This window comes from Azospirillum sp. OGB3 (assembly GCF_014192915.1).
GTDB lineage: Bacteria > Pseudomonadota > Alphaproteobacteria > Azospirillales > Azospirillaceae > Azospirillum.
Genome location: NZ_JACHYN010000037.1, coordinates 1 through 22553, shown reverse-complemented (window position 1 = coordinate 22553; position 22553 = coordinate 1). Strand labels below are relative to the sequence as shown.

Below are 22553 nucleotides of genomic sequence, written 5' to 3'. Positions count from 1 at the left end.
ATGAGCAGGCCGGGGGCGGCGGCGGCGAAGGAGCGGCCCAGGATGGCCCAGCCGGGGAAGGTGCCGGCGGGGTAGCCGCGCTTGACCGCGACGTAATAGGCCGCACCCAGGTTGCAGACCATCAGCAGCAGGGCGGGGACGATGCCCGCGGCGATCAGCGCGCCGATGGAGGCTTTGCCGCCGGCGGCCAGCGCGTAGATGATCATGTTGTGGCTGGTCGGCATCAGCGCGCCGACCAGGGCGGCGTGGGTGGTGACGTTGACGGCGTAGTCGGCGTGGTAGCCCTCGCGCTTCATCATCGGGATCATCACGGCGCCCATGGCCGAGACGTCGGCGACGGGGGAGCCGGCGACGCCGCCGAACAGCGTGCAGGCGACGACGTTGGACATGCCCAGGCCGCCGCGGATGTGGCCGACCATGTTCTTGGCGGTGGCGACGATCTTGTCGGCGACACCGCCGTGGAGCATCAGCTCGCCGGAGAAGACGAAGAAGGGGATGGCGAGGAAGGAGAAGACGTTCATGCCGGACATCATCTGCTGGAAGATGACGGCGACGGGGAGGCCCTCGTAGAGGATGGTGCAGAGCGCCGACAGGCCGATGGCGAAGGCGACCGGGATGCCCAGGACGAGGAAGCCGAAGAAGCTGATGGAAAGGATGGTCAGTTCCATGATGGTGCGACCTCCTCGCCGCGGATGATGGCGACGACGTGTTCGATGGCGAAGAGCACGATCAGGACGCCGGAGAGCACGAGCGGGATGTAGCGGACGGCTTCGGAGACGTGCAGGTTGGGGATGTAATAGGAAGCGACGGAGTTGCCGAGGACCCAGCCGTTGTAGGCCATGCAGGCGCCGAAGACGCCGACGAGGGCGTAGATGACGATCTCGACCTTGCGGCGGATGGCGTCGGGCAGCATGACGAGGAAGGATTCCAGGCCGATGTGTCCGGCGTCGCGGACGCCGACGGCGGCGCCGATGAGGGTGACGTAGAGGACCAGCACGATGGCCAGGCTCTCCGCCCAGGTCGGCGAGTCGTTCAGCACGTAGCGGCCGAAGACCTGATAGAACACCACGCAGACGATGGCCATCAGGCCGACCATCGCCACGCACATCCCCGACCACGCCAGACGCGCGTTCACCCGCGTCAACAAGCGTGGGGCGGCGAGGGGGCGGACCTCTTCCAATTCAAGTTCGATGCTCATGATGCCGTCCTTCCCGCGGGGGTGCGGCGCCGGCCGGGAATGGCCGCCGCCGCGACCGCGTGCCTTACTTCGTATCCTGGATGCGTTGGACGAGGCCTTGGAGCTTCGGCGTGTTGGCAAACTTGGCGAACACGGGCTTCATGGCGTCGATGAATTCCTGCTTGTTCTTCACGTCGCTGATCTGCGAGCCGGCCTTCTCGACGATGGCGCGGGAGGCCTCCTCGCGCTCCGCCCACAGCTTGCGCATGTAGGGGACGGAATCCTTGGCGGCCTTGCGGATGGCGGCCTGGTCGTCCTTGGACAGGCGGTCCCAGGTGACCTTGGAGAAGACCAGCACCTCCGGCGCCATCGCGTGCTCGGTGCGGGTGAAGTACTTGGCGGCCTCGAAGTGGCGCGAGGATTCGTAGGACGGGTAGTTGTTCTCCGCCGCGTCGATGATGCCGGTCTTCAGGCCGGTGTAGACCTCGCCCATCGGCATCGGCGTCGGGTTGGCGCCCAGCGCCTCAATCATCGACACGAACAGGTCGGACTGCTGGACGCGGATCTTCATGCCCTTCAGGTCGGCCAGCGACGACACCGGCTTCTTGGAATAGAGCGAGCGCGAGCCGCTGTCGTAGAAGGCGAGGCCGATCAGCCCCTGGCTTTCCATGGCGGCGAGGATCTCGTCGCCGATCGGGCCGTCCAGCACGGCGTGCATGTGGTCGGTGTCGCGGAAGATGAATGGCAGGGCGACGACCATCGACTCCGGCACCACGTTGTTCAGCGGCGCCACGTTGATGCGCATCATGTCGAGGCCGCCGATCTTGATCTGCTCGATCGTGTCGCGCTCGTTGCCCAGCGCGCCGTTCGGGTAGACCTTGACGCCAAGCTTGCCGTTGCTGCGTTCGCTCAGCAGCTTGCCCATGTATTTGACCGCCTCGACGGTCGGGTAGTCGCCGGGGTGGATGTCGGCCGACCGGAAGTCGCGGGCCGAGACCGGGGCGGCGAGCAGCGCGCCCGCGGCGCAAGCGGCCAGCAGCGCCATGCCGAGGCGGCGGAAAGTGTTCTTCATGGACCGTACTCCTGCCTTAGGAGAAGTGCCTGTTGGAGCGGAGGCGGGTCGTCGGCCCGCCGAAAATGGACAAACAAAAGGACGCTGCGTTCGGAAGAGGCCCCAGTTTCCAATGGTGCGCTTCAAATAACAGCGCTGCGAAAGCGGGGGAAAAAAAGAACCCCGAAGGGTGCAAGGGCGCAAAATCCCGGCGCCATCGGCGCCTGCCGACGGGGGTGAAGCTGGGCGGTTTCTTGTCCTTTGTTCCGAAGCGGCCGCGGTGTTCTTCCGCGCGGCTGTCCGATGGTTGTCCGATAAGCGGGCGCCGCCGGTTGTTCAAGTCCGCGCGCTGTCCCGTTGGGCTAGTTATATTAATATATCAGCTTTCGAGGCAAGCACAAAACGGGGTCTGGAAAGCGTGACGCCAAAATGTCGCAAGCCGATTGGGGATTAAAGCCGGGCCGGGGTTTGGCGCCCCGCGGCGGTGGGCGCGTCGGTGAAATACAGCGGTGCGGCGGCACGCAAATCGTCGATGGCCAGCCGCAATCCGTCGAGATGGGCGCCGAGCGCCAGGACGCTCGCCTCGCGGTCGTGGGCGGCGATGGCCTCGACGATGGCGTCGTGTTCGGCGATGACCCTGGCCATCTGGCCGGGGACGGGCAGTGTCAGGCGCCGGCAGCGGTCGACCTGCACCTTCACCTGCTCCACCAGCGTCCAGAAACCGGGGAATCCGGCGACCTCGGCGAGCAGGGCGTGGAAGCTCTCGTCGGCCTCGTGGAAGCCGTCGCGGTCGCCGGCGGCGCAGAGGTCGCGCTGAGCCGCCAGCGCCGTGCGGAGCTGCGCGATGTCGCCGGCACTGGCACGGACGGCGGCCATCCGCACCGCGGCCTCCTCCAGCGCCTTGCGGATGACCCCGGCTTCCGGCAGGGCGGCGACCGGGATCAGCGAGACGTAGGTGCCCGACTGCGGAAAGACGTCGATCAGCCCCTCGTCGGCCAGCCGCAGCACCGCCTCGTGTACGGGGGTGCGGCTGACGCCGTAGGCCGCGGCGATGCGGGCCTCGGCGATGGGCTCGCCGGGTCGTCGGCGCATGCCCAGGATGTCGTTCCGCAGGTCGCGGTAGATGAGGGAGGCGGAGCGCGGCGCGGGCCGGGCCGTTGCCAGCCGGCGCTGCCGCGGCGGGGCGGCGGTGAGGGAGTCCGATGGCATGAGCCACCTCGTCGGGAGGGCGGGGCGCGCGGGCGTGGGCCGGAGCCCCGCAGGAAATCACGAAAGCTAATATATTAGTGTTTGCGGCCGGTGCTGAGTGGCAAAGTGTGGGACACCCCAGGCGAAGTGTCGCACGTCTCCGGTCCGGCCCGGCGGCGCGTCTCGCGGATCAGGATCAGCAGGCCGCTGGCAATGACGATGGCGGCCCCGGCCAGCACGTGGGTTCCCGGCCAGTCGCCCCAGAACAGCCAGCCGAACAGGCAGGCCCAGAGGATTCCGGCGTAGTTGAAGGGGCTGATGACCGCCGCCGGGGCCAGGGCGTAGGCGCGGGTGGCAAAGTACTGGGCGCCGCCGCCGACCAGCCCCATCGCCGCCATCAGGGCGAAGCCCCCGGCCGTCGGCATCGTCCAGACGAAGGGCAGGGCGACGGCGCTGAGCAGCGTGGAGAAGGCGGTGAAGTAGAAGACGGTGGTGACCGGCGCCTCCGTCCGCCCCAGCTGCCGCATCGCCATCATGGCGAAGGCGTAGGCGACGGCGGCGCTCAGCCCGACCAGCGCGCCGGTGTTCAGCATGCCGCTCCCCGGCTGCACGATGACCAGCACCCCCGCGAAACCCACCGCCACCGCCCCCCAGCGGTAGGGGCCGACCCGCTCGCCCAGCACCGGCACGGACAGCGCGGTCAGGAACAGCGGGGCGGAGAAGGACAGCGCCACCGCGTCGGCCATCGGCATCAGGTGGTAGGAGAGGAACAGCAGCACCATCGAGGTCAGGCCGATCGCCGCCCGCCAGAAATGGCCGCCGAGATGCTCGGTCCGCAAGCTGCGCCAGCCGCCGGCGCGGGCCAGCATGGCGGTGGCGGGCAGCAGGGCGAAGGCGTTGCGGAAGAAGGTCACCTCGGCCAGTGGGTAGTCCGCCGCGAGATGCTTCGCCAGCGCGTTCAGCACCGCGTAGAGGAACACCGCCAGCAGCATGGAGACGATGCCGCTGCGCGCCTGGAGATGGCTGGGGATGGGCTGGGCCATGGGCGCCCCGGGGGTTGAGGGAATGGTTTGACCTTGCCCCCACCCCGGCCCTCTCCCGCTTCGCAGGAGAGGGAGGTGATCGCGAAGCGGCGGCAGTCCCCTCCCCTGCGAAGCGGGGGAGGGTTAGGGAGGGGGCAAGAGTCGGCGCCTAATGCGCCGTGCGGCGGCTCGGGCGGCGGTAGATGAACCAGTAGACGGCGCCGACCAGCACGGCTCCGCCGAACCAGTTGCCGAGCGTCACCGCGGCGAGGTTCAACAGGAACTGCCCGACCGGAATGACCGGCGCGGCGCGGCCCAGGTCGGCCCAGAAGGAGGCTGGGGCACCCCATTCGATCAGCAGACCCAGCGGCACGAAATACATGTTGGCGACGCAGTGCTCGAAGCCCGCGGCGACAAAGGCGCTGACCGGGAAGACGATCGCCATGATCTTGTCGGTCACGCTGCGCGCGCCGAGCGCCAGCCACACCGCGAGGCAGACCAGCACGTTGCACAGGATGCCCAGGAAGAAGGCCTGTCCGGCGGGCAGCCCCGCCTTGGCCGTGGCGAAGTAGAGCGCCGAGGCGCCCACCGCCCCATGGCCGAAGGCGTATTGCCCGGACAGGAAGACCAGCAGCGCGGTGCCGGCGGCGCCGACGAAGTTGCCGAGCCACACCATGGTCCAGACCTGGAGCATCCGCCCGGTCTTCACCCGGCCGCTGGCCCAGGCCATGACCATCAGCGCGTCGCCGGTGAAGAGCTGGGCGCCGCCGACGATGACCAGGATCAGCCCGAGCGAGAAGACCAGCCCGCCGAGCAGCCGGGTCACCCCGTAGGGCAGCATGCCCTCCGCCCCCGACATGGCGACGGTGGCGAACAGCCCGCCCAGCGCGATGAAGGCGCCGGCCAGGACGGCCAGGGCGAACAGCGTCGCGCCGTCGTAGTTGGCCTTCTTGACACCCAAATTCTCCGCCGCGAGCGCGATGGCGTCGGGCATCAGCGCGTCGAGGGAGGACGCGGGCGGGGTAGAGGGGGAGGCGTGTGGGACGGCCTCCGGAAGGGAATGCGTGTCCATGATGGGGTTGCTCCTCGTCTCACACGACCTTCAGGCCCTGCGTCCGGAAGATGCCGCGCACCCGCTCGGTCAGCTCCGGCGGTGGAGGTTCGGTGTTGGCCAGCGCGTAGGGCAGGCCGAGCTGCTTCCATTTGAACTCGCCCATCTTGTGGAAGGGCAGGACGTCCACCCGCTCGACCACCTCCAGGCCGGCGGCGAACTCCGCCAGGCCCTCGATCTCGTCCAGATGGTCGGTCAGGCCGGGGACCAGCACGTAGCGCAGCCAGATCGGCTTGCGCATCGCGGACAGCCGTTCGGCGAATTCCAGGGTCGGGCGCAGCGGCACGCCGGTCACCGCGCGGTAGGTGGCTTCCTTGAACGCCTTGATGTCCAGCAGCACCAGATCGACGTCGGCCAGCAGATGGTCGTCGGCGTGGCTGCCGAGGAAACCCGAGGTGTCCAGCGCGGTGTGCAGACCGAGCTGTTTGGCGCCGTGGTAGATGGCCGCGCAGAATTCCGGCTGGACCAGCGGCTCGCCGCCGCTGATGGTCAGGCCGCCATGGGCGCGGTGCAGGAAATCGGCGTAGGTGGCGATGTCGGCCAGCACGTCCGAGGACTGGGCGGGCGACCCGTCGTGCATGTGGCGGGTGTCGGGGTTGTGGCAGTACTGGCAGCGCAGCGGGCATCCGGCCAGGAACAGGACGTAGCGCAAACCCGGCCCATCGACCGTTCCGCCCGTTTCCACCGAATGGACCCAGCCGCGGACCGATGCGCCCGTCCCGGCGGCGTGCACGGGCTGGGGGGTAATCGGGCTGAGCATGAGGCACCTCGTGAATGGGCGCCGGTGTCCGCTTCATTGCGGCACCGGCGCTGTGTGCCATCCTATGTCAGGCCCCGGCGTCGGCCATGACCGGGGTCAATTGATCTGACCGCGACTCCTGCGCGTATTGCGTGTAGCCACCCGCCGGAAGGACGGGGCGCTCCACCCAGGCGATGCGCAGGATATTGGTCGAGCCCGGCATGCCGAAGGGCACGCCCGCGGTGATGACCAGCCGCTGCCCGTCCTCCGCCAGACCGTGGGCGTAGGCGATGCGGGTCGCCTTGTGCACCATGTCGGAAAAGTTCTGGATGTCCTCGGTCAGTACGCTGTGCACGCCGTAGGCCAGCACCAGACGGCGCGAGGCGGCGACGGTGGCAGTCAGGCAGAGGATCGGCACCTCCGGCCGCTCGCGGGCGGCGCGGAGCGTGGTGGAGCCGCTGGTGGTGTAGGTGACGATGGCCGCCGCGTGGATGGTGTGGGCGACCTGCCGCGCCGCCGCGGTGATGGCGTCGGCCGCCGTCTCCTGCGGGTCGGCGTGCTGGGCGTCCATCATCGTGCGGTAGAGATCGTCATGCTCTACCCGGCGGGCGATGCGGTCCATCATCGACACCGCCTCGACCGGGTAGGCGCCCGACGCGGTCTCCGCCGACAGCATCACCGCGTCGGCGCCGTCGAAGACGGCGGTGGCGACGTCCGACGCCTCGGCACGGGTCGGGGCGGGGGCGCCGATCATCGATTCGAGCATCTGTGTGGCGACGATCACCGGCTTTCCAGCCTTGCGCGCTTCGCGGATGATCCGCTTCTGGATGCTCGGCACATCCTCCGGCGGCATCTCCACGCCGAGGTCGCCGCGGGCGACCATGACGCCGTCGGACAGTTCGACGATGCGCTCCAGATGCTGGATGGCCAGCGGCTTCTCCAGCTTGGACATCAGCGCGGCGCGCCCGGCGATCAGCTTGCGCGCCTCGGCCACGTCCTCCGGCCGCTGCACGAAGGACAGCGCCACCCAATCCACCTCCTGGTCGAGCGCGAAGACGAGGTCGGCACGGTCCTTGGCGGTCAGCGGCGACAGCGGCAGCAGCACATCGGGCACGTTCACGCCCTTGCGGTCGGACAGCCGGGTGCCGGCCACGACGACGGTGTCGGCGTGGTCCGGGCTGCAGGCGACGATGCGCAGCCGCACCTTGCCGTCGTCGAGCAGCAGGTCGGTGCCGGGGCGCAGGGCGGCGAAGATTTCCGGATGGGGCATGCCGACGCGGGTCGCATCGCCCGGCTCGGCCGAGAGGTCGAGGCGGAAGGGCTGGCCCACCGTCAGCTCCACCGAACCGGTGGCGAAGCGGCCGAGCCGCAGCTTCGGCCCCTGGAGGTCGGCCATGATGGCGATGGGCCGCTCCAGCTCGCGCTCCAGGGCGCGGATGGCGCGCACGCGGGCACCGTGGTCGTCGTGGGAGCCGTGGCTGAAGTTCAGGCGGAAGACGTCCACGCCCGCCTCGAACAGCGAACGGATCATCTCGGGCGAGGAGGAGGACGGACCCAGCGTGGCGACGATCTTCGTCTGCCGGAAGCGGCGGATCGGGGTGGTGGCGGTCATATCGAAACGGGCTCCGCAAAAAAGGGCGGGGACGGTGGGCGCGGCGCGCGGGCGTTCATCGGCAAGACCGCCGCGCCAGGGCCGGCGTGACGGTGCGGCGCGCGGCGGTCGGTGCGGTCCTGGGGGATGCGCTCGCGGCACGGGCGGGCTTGGGCCGGCCAGGCTGCGCGTCTGTCCTTCGCCGAATAAAATACTAGTATATCAGATGGAAAGGCAAGCCTGTTCCGCCGGGCGCAGGGGCCTTGCTGCCAATATGTCGCAGATTTCTCGCTGGCGGAAAGGTGAGGGCGTAGAGCTTTTCGCTAGCACGGGCCGCATTGGAGCAGGTTCGATTTTCGATTATTTTAGGGACACGACGTGCTTTAAGACCGCTTCGGTGTGTTGGCATGGATCAGGCCAAAGGATCGGCAAATCATCAGCCCGTCCGGATGCACGGAACAGATTTGAGGAGCGCCGGAACAATGACGATGGTGACCGAATGACGGGAGCGGTGCGGCAATGATCGGTGGCGTAGACTTGAGCAATTGCGACCGGGAGCCGATCCATCTCGTCGGGTCAATCCAACCGAGCGGATTCCTGATCGCGCTGTCGACGGATTGGATCGTCAAGCACGCGTCGTCCAACATCGGGGCGTGGCTGGGAATGGAGCCCGACGCGCTGCTGGGGCTTCCCCTGACCGAGGTGATGGACGAGGAGGCGCTGCACGCCATCCGCGGACGGCTTCAGCTCTCCCTGATCAACGGATCGGTGGAGCGCGCCTTCCGGGTGAAGCTGTCGGCCAGTGCGCTGCCGTTGGACATCGCGGTCCATCTGTCTGGCCAGTCGATCATCGTGGAGGCGGAGCCGAGCGAGCCGGACAGCGAGCTGGACGTCGGCTCCATGGTCCGCGCGATGATCGGACGGCTCCAGCGCACCCCCGACTTCGACTCCTGCTGCCGGGAGGCGGCGCGGCAACTGCGGTCGCTGACCGGCTTCGACCGGGTGATGATCTACCGCTTCGACCGTGACGGCGCAGGAGAGGTCATCGCGGAATCGGCGGTGCGCGGCGTGCCTTCCTACCTGGGGCTGCGCTATCCGGCATCCGACATTCCGAAGCAGGCCCGCGCGCTGTACGAGCGGAACTGGCTGCGCTGCATCAACGACGTGGACGCCGAGACCGCGGCCATCCTGCCGACCTTCGGACCGGAGGGCGAGCCGCTCGACCTGTCGATGAGCGTCCTGCGCAGCGTGTCGCCCATCCATTGCGAGTATCTGCGCAACATGGGCGTCGCGGCCTCGCTGTCGGTGTCGATCCTGCGCCGCGGCAAGCTGTGGGGCCTGTTCGCCTGTCATAACATGGTGCCGCGGCGCCTGTCGCTGGAGCGGCGCACGGCGGCGGAGCTTTACGGCCAGATGTTCTCCTTCCTTCTCGAAGGTGTGGAGCGCGACCGGGAGGAGGCCTACGAAGCCAAGGCGCGTCTGCTCCACACGCGCATCATGGCGGTGATGGCCGACGGCGCCTCCTCCATGGAGAATCTGGAGCGTCTGCGCGGCGAGGTCGGCCACTACATCCGCAGCGACGGCTTCGCCATCGTGCTGGGCGGTCAGATCCTCGTGGACGGCAGCACCCCGACGCCGGAGGAGCTGCTCGGTCTGGTGCGCATGCTCAACCGCGCCCACGCCAGCCGCGTCTTCGCCACCGGCGAAATCGGGCAGGTCCACCAGCCGGCCCTGGATTTCACCGAGCGCGCTGCCGGCATGCTGGCCATCCCGGTGTCGCGCAAACCGCGCGATTACATCATCTTCTTCCGCAAGGAGTCGGTCCGCACCGTTACCTGGGCCGGCAACCCGGACAAACCCGTGGAACCCGGCCCCAACGGGCAGCGCCTGACCCCGCGCAAGAGCTTCGAGGCCTGGAAGGAGACGGTCCTCGGCCAGTCCGAACCCTGGACGGAGGCCGACCTGCGCATCGCCGATGCCCTGCGGATCACGCTGATGGAGGTGGTGCTGCGGCTGGCCGATCAGGCGGAGGAGGAGCGCCGGACGGCCCGCGAGCGGCAGGAGTTGCTGATCGCCGAATTGAACCACCGGGTCCGCAACATCCTCAGCCTCGTCCGCGCCCTGCTGGCCCAGAGCCGGGCCGGGGTCACCCGTGTGGAGGAGTTCGCAGAGATCGTCGGCGGGCGCATCCAGGCGCTGGCGCGGGCGCACGACCAGTTGACGGCGGAGAATTGGAAGCCTTCTCCTCTGCGGCCCCTGATCGCGGCGGAGGTCGACGCCTATCTGGGCAGCCGCGCGGAGCGGGTCGTCCTGTCGGGTCCGGAGGTGCTGCTGTCGCCGCCGGCCCTGTCCGTGATGGCGCTGATCATGCACGAGCTGGTGACCAATTCCGCCAAATACGGCGCCTTCGCCGACAGCGGCGGTCGGGTGAGGGTCCATTGGAGCCTGGACGATCGGGACGCCCTGGAACTCTGCTGGGAGGAAAGCGGTGGCCCGCCCGTTCAGGCCCCGACGCGCCAGGGCTTCGGGACCACCATCATCGAGCGCTCCGTCCCGCACGAGCTGAAGGGCGAAGCGACGGTGACCTATGCCCTGGCCGGGCTGAAGGCGCGCTTCACCATCCCGGCCATCCACGTCAGCCTCGCGCCGGAGCGCCCGGCGGTGGTCGAAGGGGCGGTGACGCCCTGCGCGGCGGCGGACATCCCGCTGGGTGGGACGGTGCTGCTTCTGGAAGACAACATGATCATCGCCATGAGCGCGGAAGACATGCTGCTCAAGCTGGGCGCCGAGCGGGTGGAGACGGTGGCGAGCGTTCGTCAGGCGCTGGTCGCCATCACCGACGACCCGCCTGGCATGGCGCTTCTCGACGTGAATCTGGGGACCGAGACCTCCTTCCCGGTGGCGGAGCGGCTGCGCGAGCTGGGCATCCCCTTTCTGTTCGCCACCGGCTACGGCGAGTCCGCGATCTTTCCGGAGGAGTTCCGCGACGTCGTGGTCCTGCGCAAGCCCTACGATTCGGAGCAGGTGCGGCGGGGACTCCAGGCGGTGCGGGGGCTGTAGCGCGTCTCGCCGGAGTTCGGGATTCTCGGGGGCAACAGGGTCTTCACGGATTTCACAGATCTGAAGCCGGATGACACGGATTTTCTTTAATGCTTGCCCGGTGTTGGCTTCTCGAGCAGTGCTTCCTGAGCAGGCCGATATTAAACAATCCGTGTTATCCGCGTCTGAATTCGCGAAATCCGTGTAAAATCTGTTGTCATCCAACAGGCAACACCTTCCCCGGTTGCCGCGCCCAGACGGTCAACCGGGTCGAGGACTCACGCGGCGGTGCCGGTCTGGCGGGTCAGGGCTTCCTGGAGCAGGCGGGCGGTGACCGGTTTGAACATCACGCCGATCCCGTGCCGCTCGGCCTCCTGCATCACGTCGGGGCCGGAATCGCCGGTCAGCAGGACGGCGGGCACCGCTTCCCCGGTCAGTTCACGGATCTTCAGGATGGCCTCGGTGCCGACCTTGTGCTCCCGGAGCCGGTAGTCGGCGACCATCACGTCGGGGCGGCGCCCCGCTGCCCGCAGCCGCTCCAGCGCCTCGTCGGTGGAGGAGGCGACGATGGTGTCGTAGCCCCAGTCCTGGAAGATCGAGCGCAGCCCCATCAGGACGATGGCGTCATCGTCGATCAGGACGGCCAGACGCCCGCGCTCTGGCGCGCGGGTCCGGGGTGGCGGGTTCGGGCTTTCCGCAGCCTCGCCGAGCGGTACGGAGATGCGGAACACCGACCCTTTGCCGAGTTCGGAGCGCACTTCTACCGGGTGGCCGAGCAGCGCCGACAGCTTCTGCACGATGGCGAGGCCGAGGCCGAGGCCCTGGTTGCGGTCCCGTTCGGGGTTGCCGACCTGATAGAACTCTTCGAAGATCCAGGACATCTGCTCGCCGGAGATGCCGATCCCGGTGTCGCGGACCTGGATGCCGGCGTGGCCGTCCAGAGGGTGGCATTCCAGGCGGATCACCCCGCGCTCGGTGTAGCGGATGGCGTTCTCCACCAGATTGCGGACCATGCGCCCCAGCAGGTTGCGGTCGCTGCGCACGGTCAGGTCGTGGTGGTTGACCACCTGGAGATCCAGACCCTTGGCGGCGGCGACCGGAGCGTAGGCGGACCCGATGTCGTCGAGCAGCGGCTTGACCGCGATGTCTTCGATCCGCGGCTCGATCACCCCGGCGTCGAGCTGCGAGACGTCCAGCAGGCTGTCGAGCAGGCCCTTCAGAGTCTCCATCCCGCGCTCCAGCATCGCCAGGGCGTCGCGCCCGCGTGGGGAGTGGACGTGGCTGTGCAGTGCCTCGGCGAAGAAGAACATGGACTGCATGGGCTGGCGCAGGTCGTGGCTGGCGGCGGCCAGGAAGCGACTCTTGGAGCGGTCGGCCTGCTCAGCCGCCTCGCGGGCCATGCGGCTGTCGTGCACGTCCACCGCGGTGCCGACCCAGGCGATGATCTGATCGTTCTGGCGCATCGGGTTGATCCGGCAGACGTGCCATCGGTAAACCCCGTCGTGGCGCTGCATGCGAACGTCGAATCCGTAGGGCTCACCCGCGGCGATGCCCCGTTCGCGGCAGTCGAGCAGCCGGGGATAGTCGGCGGGGTGGATGTAGGACCAGCGCTCCCCCTGCTCCAGGCTGCGCCCGGTGTAGGAGCGCCAGGCGGCGTTGTAATATTCCCGCCCGCCGTCCGGCCGGTTGATCCACATCATCACCGGGGTGTTCTCGACCAGTTCGCGGAAGCGGGTCTCGCTCCGCCGCAAGGCTTCCTCGCCGGCCTTGCGCTCGGTGATGTCGGTCAGGGTGACGACGGCCAGCGTGATGCAGTCGTCGGGGTCGCGCACCGGTTCGGCGTCGGCCAGGCAGGTGATGGGACCGGCCGGGGTGTCGCGGCGCAGTTCCTCCTGCCGCACCACCGTGCCGTCGCGCAGGGCGCGAACCAGCGGCAATTCGGAAGAACCGTCCGGGCTGCTCGTGAAGGAACGGGGATAGTCCTCGACGCGCTCGATCCGGCCCAGGGGCTGGCCGATCAGCCGTTCCGCCGCGCTGTTGTGCAGGATCACCCGTCCTGTGGGCGCCTCCGCCACCACGACGCCGGCGCGCAGATGCTCCAGCACCGCCTTCAACAGCGACCGCTCCGTCTCGCGCTGGCGGGTCAGGCGCCCGATGGCCCAGGCGGTCCCGGTCAGGGTGAACAGCAGAATCAGCAGGAAGGGGAACCACGACCACAGGGCGGCCACATCGACGGTGCGCAGCGCGGCGCCCCGGTCGATCCCCACGGCGATGGCGAGGCCGCTGCCGTTGGCGCCGGGCGGGGAGTAGGCGGTGACGCGGGGCACCCCGTCCAGCCCTTCGGTCAGCGCCGTCGCCGTCGCCGCGCCGCTGAGCAGCAGGCCGAGCCGCTCGGGAAGCGGCTGGCCGACGATCCCCTGGAGGTCCGGCACGCGGACGAGGACCGTGCCGGCGCGGTCGGCCAGAAGGACCGTCACGTTCGGCGGCAGGGGCTTGCGCGCCTGATACTGGCGCAGCCAATCGAGGTCGAGCAGGGCGGTGACGACCGCCGGCCGGGATTCGTTGCTTTGGCCGCCGCCCTGGCCGTCGTCCTGGCTGTCGCCCTGGTCTCCGCCCTGGTCTCCACTGCGGGCGTAGGGCAGGGCGAAGGGCAGGACGCGGCGGCGCGGCCCCTCCGTGGCGACATATTCCCCCACCGAGAAGAGGCCGGTCGCCAGGGCCTGATGGACCTGCGGCTGGTCGGCGCTCCCGGTTCCGACGCTCCGCCGGTCGGTGGAGCACAAAACGGCCCCCGACCGGTCGGCGAAACCCAGCGTCAGGTAGCTGGGCAGGCGCAGGCGCAGCCGCTCCATCGTCTGCTGGCAGGTGGGGCCGGCGATGTCCGCCTCCGCCAGCGTGGCCAGGATATGCTCGATGTCGTCGACGATCCGCTGCTGTTCGGTCTGGATCAGGTCGAGCAGGCGCATCGCCTCCTGACCGAGTTCGGCCTCCCGCTCCGCCCGCAGCCGGGCGTGGGAATAGACCTCGAACCCGATCAGCGGGGCCAGAGTGAAGACGAGCAGCAGGAGCCAGCGAACCATGGACACGATCGACCGTCCCGGCCCAAGGGGCCGTTGGGATGAAGGAAGCGATCGTGTGAACCCTAACATACCGCAGTATGTTGCAACGCCTGTCCTTCGGTCCTAACGCTTTCCTGCGCCCGGCCGGGCCCTCCTCAGCCCAAGGTCAGTGCTCCGCAAGGGGGCGGGCGCCTGTCAGGAAGAGGGTGACGGCCTGTCCGACGTAACGCTCCACCTCTTCCCTGGAAAAAGATTGGTCCGGCAGGATCAAGCGGCGCAGCAGGATGTTGCCGGTGATCATGCCGATGAAGCCGCGGGCAGCGGCCTCCGGCTCCGCGACGGACAGGGCGCCGGCGGCGGTCTGCCGCGCCAGATAGTCGGCGAGCCGCCGCTGGGCGGTTTCCGGGCCGATGCGGAAGAAGGCTTCGGCGATGTCGGGGATGCGCCCGCCTTCCGACACCAGCACGCGGATGATGGCCATGGTGCGGTCGTCGAACAGCGCTGCGACGATGTGCAGGGCGAAGCGGGTCAGCCCGTCCTCCGGTGCGGCCCGCTCGTCGGCCTGGATGGCGGCGAGCCCTTCCTGGATGCGGGCGCTGTTCTCCTCCATCATCGCGCGGAACAGCCCCTCCTTGTCGCCGAAATGCTCGTAGAGGGTGGCTCGGGAGCCGCCGGCCCGGCCGATGATGTCGGTCAGCGTGGTCTTCTCGAAGCCCTTCTCGACGAACAGCGCCGCCGCCGCATCGAGCAGGGCCTGCCGGCGCGCCCGACCGCGCGGGCCGACCGTGGATGTGTCCTTGTGGATCAATTCCTTGGCGTTTCCCCGGTCCATCGTTTTTTTCCTTAGGCGCTGGCGGCCCTTGCCCCCACCCCGGCCCTCCCCCGCTATCGCAGGGGAGGGTGCCTTCTGCGAAGCGGCGGCAGTCCCCTCCCCTGCGAAGCGGGGGAGGGTTAGGGTGGGGGCAACGCCGCAGCAAGCGCGCGCATCGTCGCGGGAGCTATGACCCGTGCCGCCCCCACTGGCAAGACGGCAATACGCCGCTCTCCATTGTGGTCAGGGCCGCGTCCCTGCGAGGAACAACCGCACGGACTGGCGGACGTAACGCTCCAACTCCTCCATGGAGACGGGCTCGTCCGGAAGGATCAGCCGCTTGGTCAGCAGGTCCCCGACCACCATGCCGATGAAGGCGTGAGCGGCCCCCTCCGGATCGTCGATGCGCAGACGCCCCGCCTCGGACAATTCGCGGAAGCAGTCGGCGAGCCAGCCGATGGTCTTCTCCGGACCGATTTGGAAGAAGGCCTGGGCGATGTCGGGGATGCGCCCGCCCTCCGACACCAGGATGCGCAGGATGGCGGTGGTTTCCGGCATGGTCAGCGTGCCGGCGATGTGCAGGCCGACGCGGTACAGATTCTCCTCCAGCTCCTCGGCCATCGCCGCCGGGCCGGCGGCGCGCATGGCCGACATCTCCTCCAGCACGCGGTCGCAGTGGCGCTCCATCACCGCGCGGAACAGCCCCTCCTTGTCGCCGAAATGCTCGTAGAGCGTGGTGCGCGACCCGCCGGCCTGCCGCAGGATGTCGGACAGCGAAGTCAGCGCGAATCCCTTCTCCACGAACAGCGCCGCCGCGGCGTCGAGCAGCGCCCGGCAGCGCGCCTGGCCGCGCGGGCCGCAGCCGGGCGTATCGAAGCTGTTGATGCCCAGTCCGCTGGTGCCGATCTCGCGGGTGCCAAATCCGGCGATCCCGTCCTGGAACGGTGTGGATGCCCCCTTGTCGGGCATTGCGGTTCCCCCTTGCGCGAACGGTCGTTCTGAATGTATCGTCCGGTACAGTGTACTGTATGAGACAGTACGAATAAAGGGGTCATTTCGCACCGTCCGCGCGCACCGGCCTTTTCCGCCGGTCCCGAAAGCCGGGCGGAATGTGGAACGCCCCCGGCTCATTAGGACATTTCATCGCCGCATCACGGCGTTTTCACGAGGAACGGATGTTCAACAGGAACGCATTTCTGTCTCTTGCCGTGGCGGCTTCCCTGACCGTGGTGCTGGGCGCCTGCCAGGACAAGAAACACGCCGCCGGGGGCCAGCCGGCGCCCGGTCCGGCGGAGGTCGCGGTGGCGACCATCCAGCCGCAGAGCCTGTCCGTCACCACCGAGCTGCCCGGCCGCACCGCGGCCTTCCGCGTGGCGGAGATCCGCCCGCAGGTCAGCGGCATCGTGCTGAAGCGCTTCTTCACCGAGGGGGGCGACGTCAAGGCGGGCGACCAGCTCTACCAGATCGACCCGGCCACCTACGAGGCCAACCTCGCCGTCGCCCAGGCCGACATCCAGAAGGCGGAGGCCAACCTGCAGGCCGCCCGCAACAAGGCGGCCCGCTACAACGACCTCGTCAAGAACAGCGTCGTCAGCAAGCAGGACTACGACGACGCCATGGCCTCGCTGAAGCAGAACGAGGCGCAGCTCGCCGCCGCCAGGGCCGCCTACAATCTGGCGCGCATCAACCTGGACTACACCAAGGTCTTCGCCCCCATCTCCGGCCGCATCGGCAAGTCCGCCGTGACGGAAGGCGCGCTGGTCACCGCCAACCAGGCGACGGCGCTCGCCACCGTCCAGCAGCTCGACCCGATCTACGTGGACGTGACCCAGACGGCCTCGCAGCTCATGCAGCTCCGCCAGGACATGGAGAGCGGGCGCATCCGCCCGGCCGAGCCCGGCAAGATCCCCGTCTCGCTGTTCCTGCACGCGGCGGAGGCCCCCTATCCCCAGCGCGGCGAGCTTCAGTTCTCCGACGTGTCGGTCGATCCGGGCACCAGCTCGGTCCAGCTCCGCGCGGTGTTCCCGAACCCGAACCAGGAGCTGCTGCCCGGCCTGTTCGTGCGCGCCCGCGTCGAGCAGGGCGTGGCCGAGAACGCGCTGGCCGTGCCGCAGGAGGCGGTGCAGCGTGGTCCGGACGGCTCGGCCCGCGTCTGGGTCGTCGGCGATGACAACAAGGTCAACCCGCGCACCATCAAGACCGAGCGGGCGATCAACAACGCCTGGCTGGTCTCCGACGGTCTGAAGGCGGGCGAGCGCATCGTGGTCGAGGGGCTTCAGAAGGTGAAGCCGGGGGGCGAGGTGAAGCCGGTGCCGGCGCAGGCCGCCGTGGCGGCCCTGCCCGGACCGCAGGCGCGCTGAGACCGAGGACCGATCCATGTCGAAATACTTCATCGACCGGCCCGTCTTCGCCTGGGTCATCGCCATCGTCATCATGCTGGCGGGCGGTCTGGCGATCCTGGGCCTGCCCGTCGAGCAATACCCGAAGATCGCCCCGCCGACGGTGTCCATCACCGCCAGCTACCCCGGCGCGTCCGCGAAGACGCTGGAGGACACGGTCACCCAGGTCATCGAACAGAAGATGACCGGGCTCGACCACTTCCGCTACATGTCCTCGAACAGCGATTCGTCGGGCAACGTCACCATCACCCTGACCTTCGAGCCGGAGGCCAACCCGGACATCGCCCAGGTCCAGGTGCAGAACAAGCTCCAGCTCGCCGTGCCGCTCCTGCCGCAGGAGGTGCAGCAGCGCGGTCTCCAGGTGTCGAAGGCCGGCAACGACTTCCTGATGGTCGCCGGCTTCGTGTCCAGCGACGGGCGGCTGACCCAGGGCGACATCGCCGACTATGTGGCTTCCAACCTCCAGGACACCATCAGCCGCGTCGAGGGCGTGGGCGACATCACCGTGTTCGGCCCGCAGCACGCCATGCGGATCTGGCTGGACCCCGACGCGCTGAACAGCCACCAGCTGACCACCATCGACGTCACCAACGCCATCAAGGCGGAGAACGCGCAGGTCTCGGCCGGCCAGCTCGGCGGCGCCCCGGCGGTGCCCGGCCAGCGCATCAACGCCACCATCATGGCGCAGTCGCGCATGCAGACGCCGGAGGAGTTCGGCGCCATCCTGCTGCGCGTCAATCCCGACGGCGGCCAAGTGCGGCTGCGCGACGTCGCGCGCATCGAGGTCGGGCAGGAAACCTACGAGATCACCGCCCGCTACAACGGCAAGCCGGCGGCCGGCCTGGGCGTCAAGCTGGCGACCGGCGCCAACGCGCTGGACACCGCCGCGGCGGTGAAGGCGCGCATCACCGAGCTGTCGGCCTTCTTCCCCGAGGGGCTGGAGGTCATCTACCCCTACGACACGACGCCCTTCGTCGAGCTGTCGATCCACGAGGTCATCAAGACGCTGGTCGAGGCGATCATCCTCGTCTTCGCCGTGATGTACCTGTTCCTGCAGAACTTCCGGGCGACGCTGATCCCGACCATCGCGGTTCCCGTGGTGCTTCTCGGCACCTTCGGCGTGCTGTCGCTGTTCGGCTTCTCGATCAACACGCTGACCATGTTCGGCATGGTGCTGGCGATCGGCCTGCTGGTCGACGACGCCATCGTGGTGGTGGAGAACGTCGAGCGCGTGATGAGCGAGGACGGGCTGCCCCCGCGCGAGGCGACCCGCAAATCGATGGGCCAGATCACCGGCGCGCTGATCGGCATCGCGCTGGTGCTGTCCGCCGTGTTCGTCCCCATGGCCTTCTTCGGCGGCTCCGCCGGTGCCATCTACCGCCAGTTCTCGCTGACCATCGTGTCGGCCATGGCGCTGTCGGTGCTGGTGGCCCTGGTGCTGACCCCGGCGCTCTGCGCCACCATCCTGAAGCCGGTGGCGAAGGGCCACGGCCACGCCAAGCGCGGCTTCTTCGGCCTGTTCAACCGCGGCTTCGACGCCAGCAGCCGCGTCTATCTGACCGGTGTGCGCGGGGCGGTGTCGCGGCTCGGGCGCTACGGCATCGCCTACGCGCTGATCGTCGCCGGCCTGGCCTACCTGTTCCTCCAGATGCCCTCGTCCTTCCTGCCGCAGGAGGACCGCGGGACCATGTTCGTGCTGTGGTCGGCCCCGCCGAACGCCAGCATCGAGCGCACGCTGGAGACCACCAAGCAGGTCGAGACCTATTTCCTGGAGAAGGAGAAGGACAGCGTCGAGGGCCTGTTCACCATCGCCGGCTTCAACTTCGCGGGCCGCGGCCAGAACGCCGGCATGGCCTTCGTCCGGCTGCGCGACTGGAGCGAGCGCGAGTCCGCCGACCGCAAGCCGACGGCCATCGCCGGACGCGCCATGGGCGCCCTGTCGAAGGCCAAGGACGCGGTGGTCTTCGCCTTCATGCCGCCCTCGGTTCCGGGGCTCGGCAACGCCACCGGCTTCGACCTGCAGCTTGTGGACCGCGGCGGCGTCGGCCACGACCGGCTGATGCAGGCGCGCAACCAGCTTCTGGGCCTCGCGGCGCAGAACGGCAAGCTGGTCGGCGTCCGCCCGAACGGTCTGGAGGACACGCCGCAGTTCAAGCTGACGGTGGACCGGGAGAAGGCCAGCGCGCTCGGCCTGTCGCTGACCGACATCAACACGACGCTGACGGCGGCCTGGGGCTCCTCCTATGTCAACGACTTCATCGACCGGGGGCGCGTGAAGCGCGTCTATCTCCAGGCGGACGCCCCCTACCGCATGCAGCCGAGCGACGTCGACCGCTGGTACGTCCGCAACGCCATGGGGCAGATGGTGCCCTTCTCCGCCTTCACCACGGCGCAATGGACCTACGGTTCGCCGAAGCTGGAGCGGTACAACGGCATGTCGTCGCTCAACATCCAGGGCTCCGCGGCGCCGGGCATCAGCTCCGGCGAGGCGATGCAGGAGATGGAGGCGATGATGGCCAAGCTGCCGCCGGGCGTCGGCTATGAATGGACCGGCCTGTCCTACGAGGAGCGGTTGAGCGGGTCGCAGGCGCCGGCGCTCTACGCCCTGTCCATGCTGATCGTCTTCCTCTGCCTGGCGGCACTCTACGAGAGCTGGTCGGTGCCGGTGTCGGTCATCCTGGTGGTGCCGCTGGGCGTCATCGGCGCCGTGCTCGCCGCCACGTTGCGCGGTCTGCCGAGCGACGTCTACTTCCAGGTGGGCCTGCTGACGACCATCGGCCTGTCGGCGAAGAACGCCATCCTGATCGTGGAGTTCGCCAAGGCGCTCTACGACGAGGGCATGGATCTGAAGGACGCCGCCATCGAGGCGTGCCGCCAGCGCCTGCGCCCGATCATCATGACCTCGCTGGCCTTCGTGCTGGGCGTGCTGCCGCTGGCGACCAGCAGCGGCGCCGGCTCGGAAAGCCAGAACGCCATCGGCGTCGGCGTGATGGGCGGCATGATCTCCGCCACCGTGCTGGCGATTCTCTTCGTCCCGGTCTTCTTCGTCGCGGTCTACCGTCTGTTCGGCAGCAAGCGCGCCGGCGCCCACCCCCTGCAGGGTGCCGAGCCGATGCACGCCGGCGACTGACGGTTCGGCTGCGGCTGGAAGCGGAAGGCCCGGTCCCGGAAACGGGGCCGGGCTTTTTGCTGTGCGGGAGCCATTCCTCCTGGATTCTGCGGCAGAACGGCACAGGCTGCGCGCCATCGCCCGAGACGGCTTGCTCAAAAACTGATATACTAGTATTTATTGCTCCCGGGGGTGGCGGCTGAGCGCCTGTTTGTGGCGTTCCAGCCGTTCCCGCAGGGCGTCGCCTTTGCGCAGCGCCACGGCAATCGACAGTATGTCGCCGAGGACCAGATGGCTGATGCGCGACGTCATGGGCGAGTGGATGTCGAAGTCTTCCGCGACGTCGGCCAGCAGGCTGACCGTGGCGAGCTGCGCCAGCGGCGAGCCGGAGCGGGTGATGGCGACGACCGCGGCCCCGGACGACAGCGCGTTCTGCACGGCCTCCAGCATGTCGCGGGTGCCACCCGAACTGGACACGGCGACCACCGCGTCGCCGGGGGCGAGCGACAGGGCCGACACGAAATAAACGTGGGCGTCGCTGTAGGCGACCGTGGGGATGCCCAGCCGGAAGAAGCGGCGCTGGATGTCCTGCGCCACCGTGCCGGAGTTGCCGGAGCCGTAGAACTCGATCCGCCGCGCCCCGGCCAGCAGATCGGCGGCGCGGTCCACCGCCTCCGCCGACAGGTTGTTGCGCACCTGCATGAGCGTTGCCAGGGTGCGGTCGAACACCTTCCCCGCGATGCCCGCCGCGCGGTCGTCCGGGCTGACCTCCTGGTCGATGAAGGGCATGCCGGCGGCGATGTCCTGGGCCAGCTTGATCTTGAACTCGCGGAAGCCGCTGCAGCCCAGCGCCCCGCAGAAGCGGGCGATGGTCGGCTCGCTGACCCCGGCGCGCTCGGCCATATCGGCCATCGACAGGGTGATGACCTCGCCCGGCTGGGCCAGCACGCAGTCCGCCAGCTTCCGTTCCGAAGGGCGGAGCCCGTCGCGCACCGCCATGATCCTCGCCAGCATCGGCCTGTTCCCTCGTTCCGTCCGTCCATCACTGTAGCACGGATAGTAAAACTACATGACTTGATAGAAGGGCGCTATCGACTGCGCTGTCCCACATACCGGGACCGCCGACGATGCGGCGTTCCGTCACAGTAAGTTCACCGAAACACGTTGGAATTCAACCGCTTTTGCCTTGCGCGCACCGCCGTTCCAGTTTATGTAGCAAAACTACAGAATGACTTCCGACCCTGCCGGCTTCACAGCCCGATGCCGCCTCACCGCCCCCGCCCCGCACTGGGACCGGCGGTCTTCCGACCCCTCCACTGGGGGGCCTCCAGGGTCGATCAGCGACGCGGCGCGTGCCGCCCAGACGCCTTTTCGTGAGGAGACATCATGGACACCCTGCTGAGAGACGGACTCGTCGAGACCCCGGAACAGCAAGCCGAGCGCCCCTGGCGCCGCTTTGTTCCGGGCGTCTGGCAGCAAGAGGTCAACGTCCGCGACTTCATCGTCCGCAACGTCCATCCCTACGCCGGGGATTCGCGTTTCCTGACCGGCCCGACCGGGCGGACCAAGGCCCTGTGGGACAAGGTCACCGCCCTGCTGAAGGAGGAGCGCGCGGCCAAGGGCGGCGTGCTCGACGCCGACACGGAGGTCTTCGGCGCGATCACCGCCCACGCGCCGGGCTACATCGACCGGGAGCTTGAACTCGTCGTCGGCCTGCAGACGGACAAGCCGCTGAAGCGCGCGATCATGCCCTTCGGCGGCTGGCGGATGGTCAAGAACGGGCTGGAGGCCTACGGCTTCACCCCCTCTCCCAAGCTGGAGGAGGTCTTCCCCGGCCTGCGCAAGTCGCACAACGACGGCGTCTTCGACGTCTACACCGAGGAGATGCTGCGCTGCCGCAAGTCGGGCGTCATCACCGGCTTGCCGGACGCCTATGGGCGCGGCCGCATCATCGGCGACTACCGCCGGCTGGCCCTCTACGGCGCGACCTTCCTGATCGCCGACAAGAAGGCCCAGTACAAGAGCCTGGAAGTCGACCGCATCGACGAGAACACGCTGCGCCTGCGCGAGGAGATCACCGAGCAGATCAAGGCGCTGAAGGAGTTGGCCGCCATGGCCAAGTCCTACGGCTTCGACGTGTCGCGCCCGGCGGCCAACGCCCGCGAGGCGGTGCAGTGGACCTATCTGGCCTATCTGGCGGCGGTGAAGGAGGCCAACGGGGCGGCCATGTCGCTCGGCCGCGTGTCGAGCTTCCTCG

Annotated in this window: 16 protein-coding genes; 4 read left to right on the top strand and 12 right to left on the bottom strand. The window is 68.6% G+C overall.

Translation table 11 applies throughout. The features are described 5' to 3' along the window. The 8 genes from FHW79_RS31345 to pyk all read right to left on the bottom strand — a co-directional run. Window positions 1-668, bottom strand: a 668-nt coding sequence (locus tag FHW79_RS31345; RefSeq protein WP_183182535.1) for a TRAP transporter large permease subunit, incomplete at its 3' end; no start/stop codon positions are given. Further along, window positions 659-1198 carry a TRAP transporter small permease gene (locus tag FHW79_RS31340; RefSeq protein WP_183182534.1) on the bottom strand — a complete coding sequence of 180 codons (540 nt, stop codon included), beginning with the start codon at window positions 1196-1198 and terminating at the stop codon, window positions 659-661. The genes FHW79_RS31340 and FHW79_RS31345, both read right to left, overlap by 10 nt. A gap of 64 nt (window positions 1199-1262) precedes the next feature. Beyond that, window positions 1263-2249, bottom strand: a complete 987-nt coding sequence (locus FHW79_RS31335; RefSeq protein WP_183182533.1) for a TRAP transporter substrate-binding protein — start codon at window positions 2247-2249, stop codon at window positions 1263-1265. Between the two features lie 429 nt (window positions 2250-2678). Then, window positions 2679-3437, bottom strand: a complete 759-nt coding sequence (locus FHW79_RS31330; protein WP_183182532.1) for a GntR family transcriptional regulator — start codon at window positions 3435-3437, stop codon at window positions 2679-2681. A 74-nt stretch (window positions 3438-3511) separates the two neighbouring features. Next, window positions 3512-4459, bottom strand: a complete 948-nt coding sequence (locus FHW79_RS31325) for a DMT family transporter (RefSeq protein WP_183182531.1) — start codon at window positions 4457-4459, stop codon at window positions 3512-3514. A gap of 148 nt (window positions 4460-4607) precedes the next feature. Next, on the bottom strand, window positions 4608-5510 hold the full coding sequence (locus tag FHW79_RS31320; RefSeq protein ID WP_183182530.1) for a formate/nitrite transporter family protein: 903 nt from the start codon (window positions 5508-5510) through the stop codon (window positions 4608-4610). 19 nt (window positions 5511-5529) lie between these two features. After that, entirely contained in the window at window positions 5530-6309 is a 780-nt protein-coding gene (pflA, locus tag FHW79_RS31315; RefSeq protein WP_183182529.1) for a pyruvate formate-lyase-activating protein, read from the bottom strand. A 67-nt stretch (window positions 6310-6376) separates the two neighbouring features. Beyond that, the gene (gene pyk, locus FHW79_RS31310; RefSeq protein WP_183182528.1) at window positions 6377-7900 is read right to left on the bottom strand and encodes a pyruvate kinase; all 1524 of its coding nucleotides are present in this window, start codon (window positions 7898-7900) and stop codon (window positions 6377-6379) included. 498 nt (window positions 7901-8398) lie between these two features. Between pyk and FHW79_RS31305 the strand changes: the two genes are divergently transcribed. Next, a complete protein-coding gene (locus tag FHW79_RS31305; RefSeq protein ID WP_183182527.1) occupies window positions 8399-10939 on the top strand; it encodes an HWE histidine kinase domain-containing protein in 2541 nt (846 codons plus the stop codon). Between the two features lie 257 nt (window positions 10940-11196). Here the strand turns inward: FHW79_RS31305 and FHW79_RS31300 are convergent, their stop codons facing one another. From FHW79_RS31300 to FHW79_RS31290, 3 genes are all read right to left on the bottom strand, one after another. After that, window positions 11197-13998, bottom strand: coding sequence for an ATP-binding protein (locus FHW79_RS31300; protein WP_183182526.1), 2802 nt, complete (start codon window positions 13996-13998; stop codon window positions 11197-11199). Window positions 13999-14143: 145 nt separating this feature from the next. Then, on the bottom strand, window positions 14144-14809 hold the full coding sequence (locus tag FHW79_RS31295) for a TetR/AcrR family transcriptional regulator (protein ID WP_183182525.1): 666 nt from the start codon (window positions 14807-14809) through the stop codon (window positions 14144-14146). Between the two features lie 222 nt (window positions 14810-15031). Next, window positions 15032-15757 (bottom strand): TetR/AcrR family transcriptional regulator, encoded by a 726-nt coding sequence (locus FHW79_RS31290; protein WP_183182524.1) that lies wholly within the window; start codon window positions 15755-15757, stop codon window positions 15032-15034. 206 nt (window positions 15758-15963) lie between these two features. On the opposite strand from FHW79_RS31290, the gene FHW79_RS31285 reads away from it, so the two are divergent. Continuing rightward, the gene (locus FHW79_RS31285) at window positions 15964-17148 is read left to right on the top strand and encodes an efflux RND transporter periplasmic adaptor subunit (protein ID WP_183182523.1); all 1185 of its coding nucleotides are present in this window, start codon (window positions 15964-15966) and stop codon (window positions 17146-17148) included. Window positions 17149-17164: 16 nt separating this feature from the next. Continuing rightward, a complete protein-coding gene (locus tag FHW79_RS31280; RefSeq protein ID WP_183182522.1) occupies window positions 17165-20317 on the top strand; it encodes an efflux RND transporter permease subunit in 3153 nt (1050 codons plus the stop codon). A gap of 156 nt (window positions 20318-20473) precedes the next feature. On the opposite strand, the gene FHW79_RS31275 is transcribed toward FHW79_RS31280, so the two are convergent. Further along, the gene (locus FHW79_RS31275; RefSeq protein ID WP_183182521.1) at window positions 20474-21310 is read right to left on the bottom strand and encodes a MurR/RpiR family transcriptional regulator; all 837 of its coding nucleotides are present in this window, start codon (window positions 21308-21310) and stop codon (window positions 20474-20476) included. Between the two features lie 372 nt (window positions 21311-21682). On the opposite strand from FHW79_RS31275, the gene FHW79_RS31270 reads away from it, so the two are divergent. Continuing rightward, window positions 21683-22553, top strand: an 871-nt coding sequence (locus tag FHW79_RS31270; RefSeq protein ID WP_282184056.1) for a pyruvate formate lyase family protein, incomplete at its 3' end; no start/stop codon positions are given.

Excerpts from the sequence above, each read along its gene's own strand:
- FHW79_RS31340 (WP_183182534.1), bottom strand. The coding sequence starts at position 1,198 with ATGAGCATCGAACTTGAATTGGAAGAGGTCCGCCCCCTCGCCGCCCCA.
- FHW79_RS31335 (WP_183182533.1), bottom strand. The coding sequence starts at position 2,249 with ATGAAGAACACTTTCCGCCGCCTCGGCATGGCGCTGCTGGCCGCTTGC.
- FHW79_RS31330 (WP_183182532.1), bottom strand. The coding sequence starts at position 3,437 with ATGCCATCGGACTCCCTCACCGCCGCCCCGCCGCGGCAGCGCCGGCTG.
- FHW79_RS31325 (WP_183182531.1), bottom strand. The coding sequence starts at position 4,459 with ATGGCCCAGCCCATCCCCAGCCATCTCCAGGCGCGCAGCGGCATCGTC.
- FHW79_RS31320 (WP_183182530.1), bottom strand. The coding sequence starts at position 5,510 with ATGGACACGCATTCCCTTCCGGAGGCCGTCCCACACGCCTCCCCCTCT.
- pflA (WP_183182529.1), bottom strand. The coding sequence starts at position 6,309 with ATGCTCAGCCCGATTACCCCCCAGCCCGTGCACGCCGCCGGGACGGGC.
- pyk (WP_183182528.1), bottom strand. The coding sequence starts at position 7,900 with ATGACCGCCACCACCCCGATCCGCCGCTTCCGGCAGACGAAGATCGTC.
- FHW79_RS31305 (WP_183182527.1), top strand. The coding sequence starts at position 8,399 with ATGATCGGTGGCGTAGACTTGAGCAATTGCGACCGGGAGCCGATCCAT.
- FHW79_RS31300 (WP_183182526.1), bottom strand. The coding sequence starts at position 13,998 with ATGGTTCGCTGGCTCCTGCTGCTCGTCTTCACTCTGGCCCCGCTGATC.
- FHW79_RS31295 (WP_183182525.1), bottom strand. The coding sequence starts at position 14,809 with ATGGACCGGGGAAACGCCAAGGAATTGATCCACAAGGACACATCCACG.
- FHW79_RS31290 (WP_183182524.1), bottom strand. The coding sequence starts at position 15,757 with ATGCCCGACAAGGGGGCATCCACACCGTTCCAGGACGGGATCGCCGGA.
- FHW79_RS31285 (WP_183182523.1), top strand. The coding sequence starts at position 15,964 with ATGTTCAACAGGAACGCATTTCTGTCTCTTGCCGTGGCGGCTTCCCTG.
- FHW79_RS31280 (WP_183182522.1), top strand. The coding sequence starts at position 17,165 with ATGTCGAAATACTTCATCGACCGGCCCGTCTTCGCCTGGGTCATCGCC.
- FHW79_RS31275 (WP_183182521.1), bottom strand. The coding sequence starts at position 21,310 with ATGCTGGCGAGGATCATGGCGGTGCGCGACGGGCTCCGCCCTTCGGAA.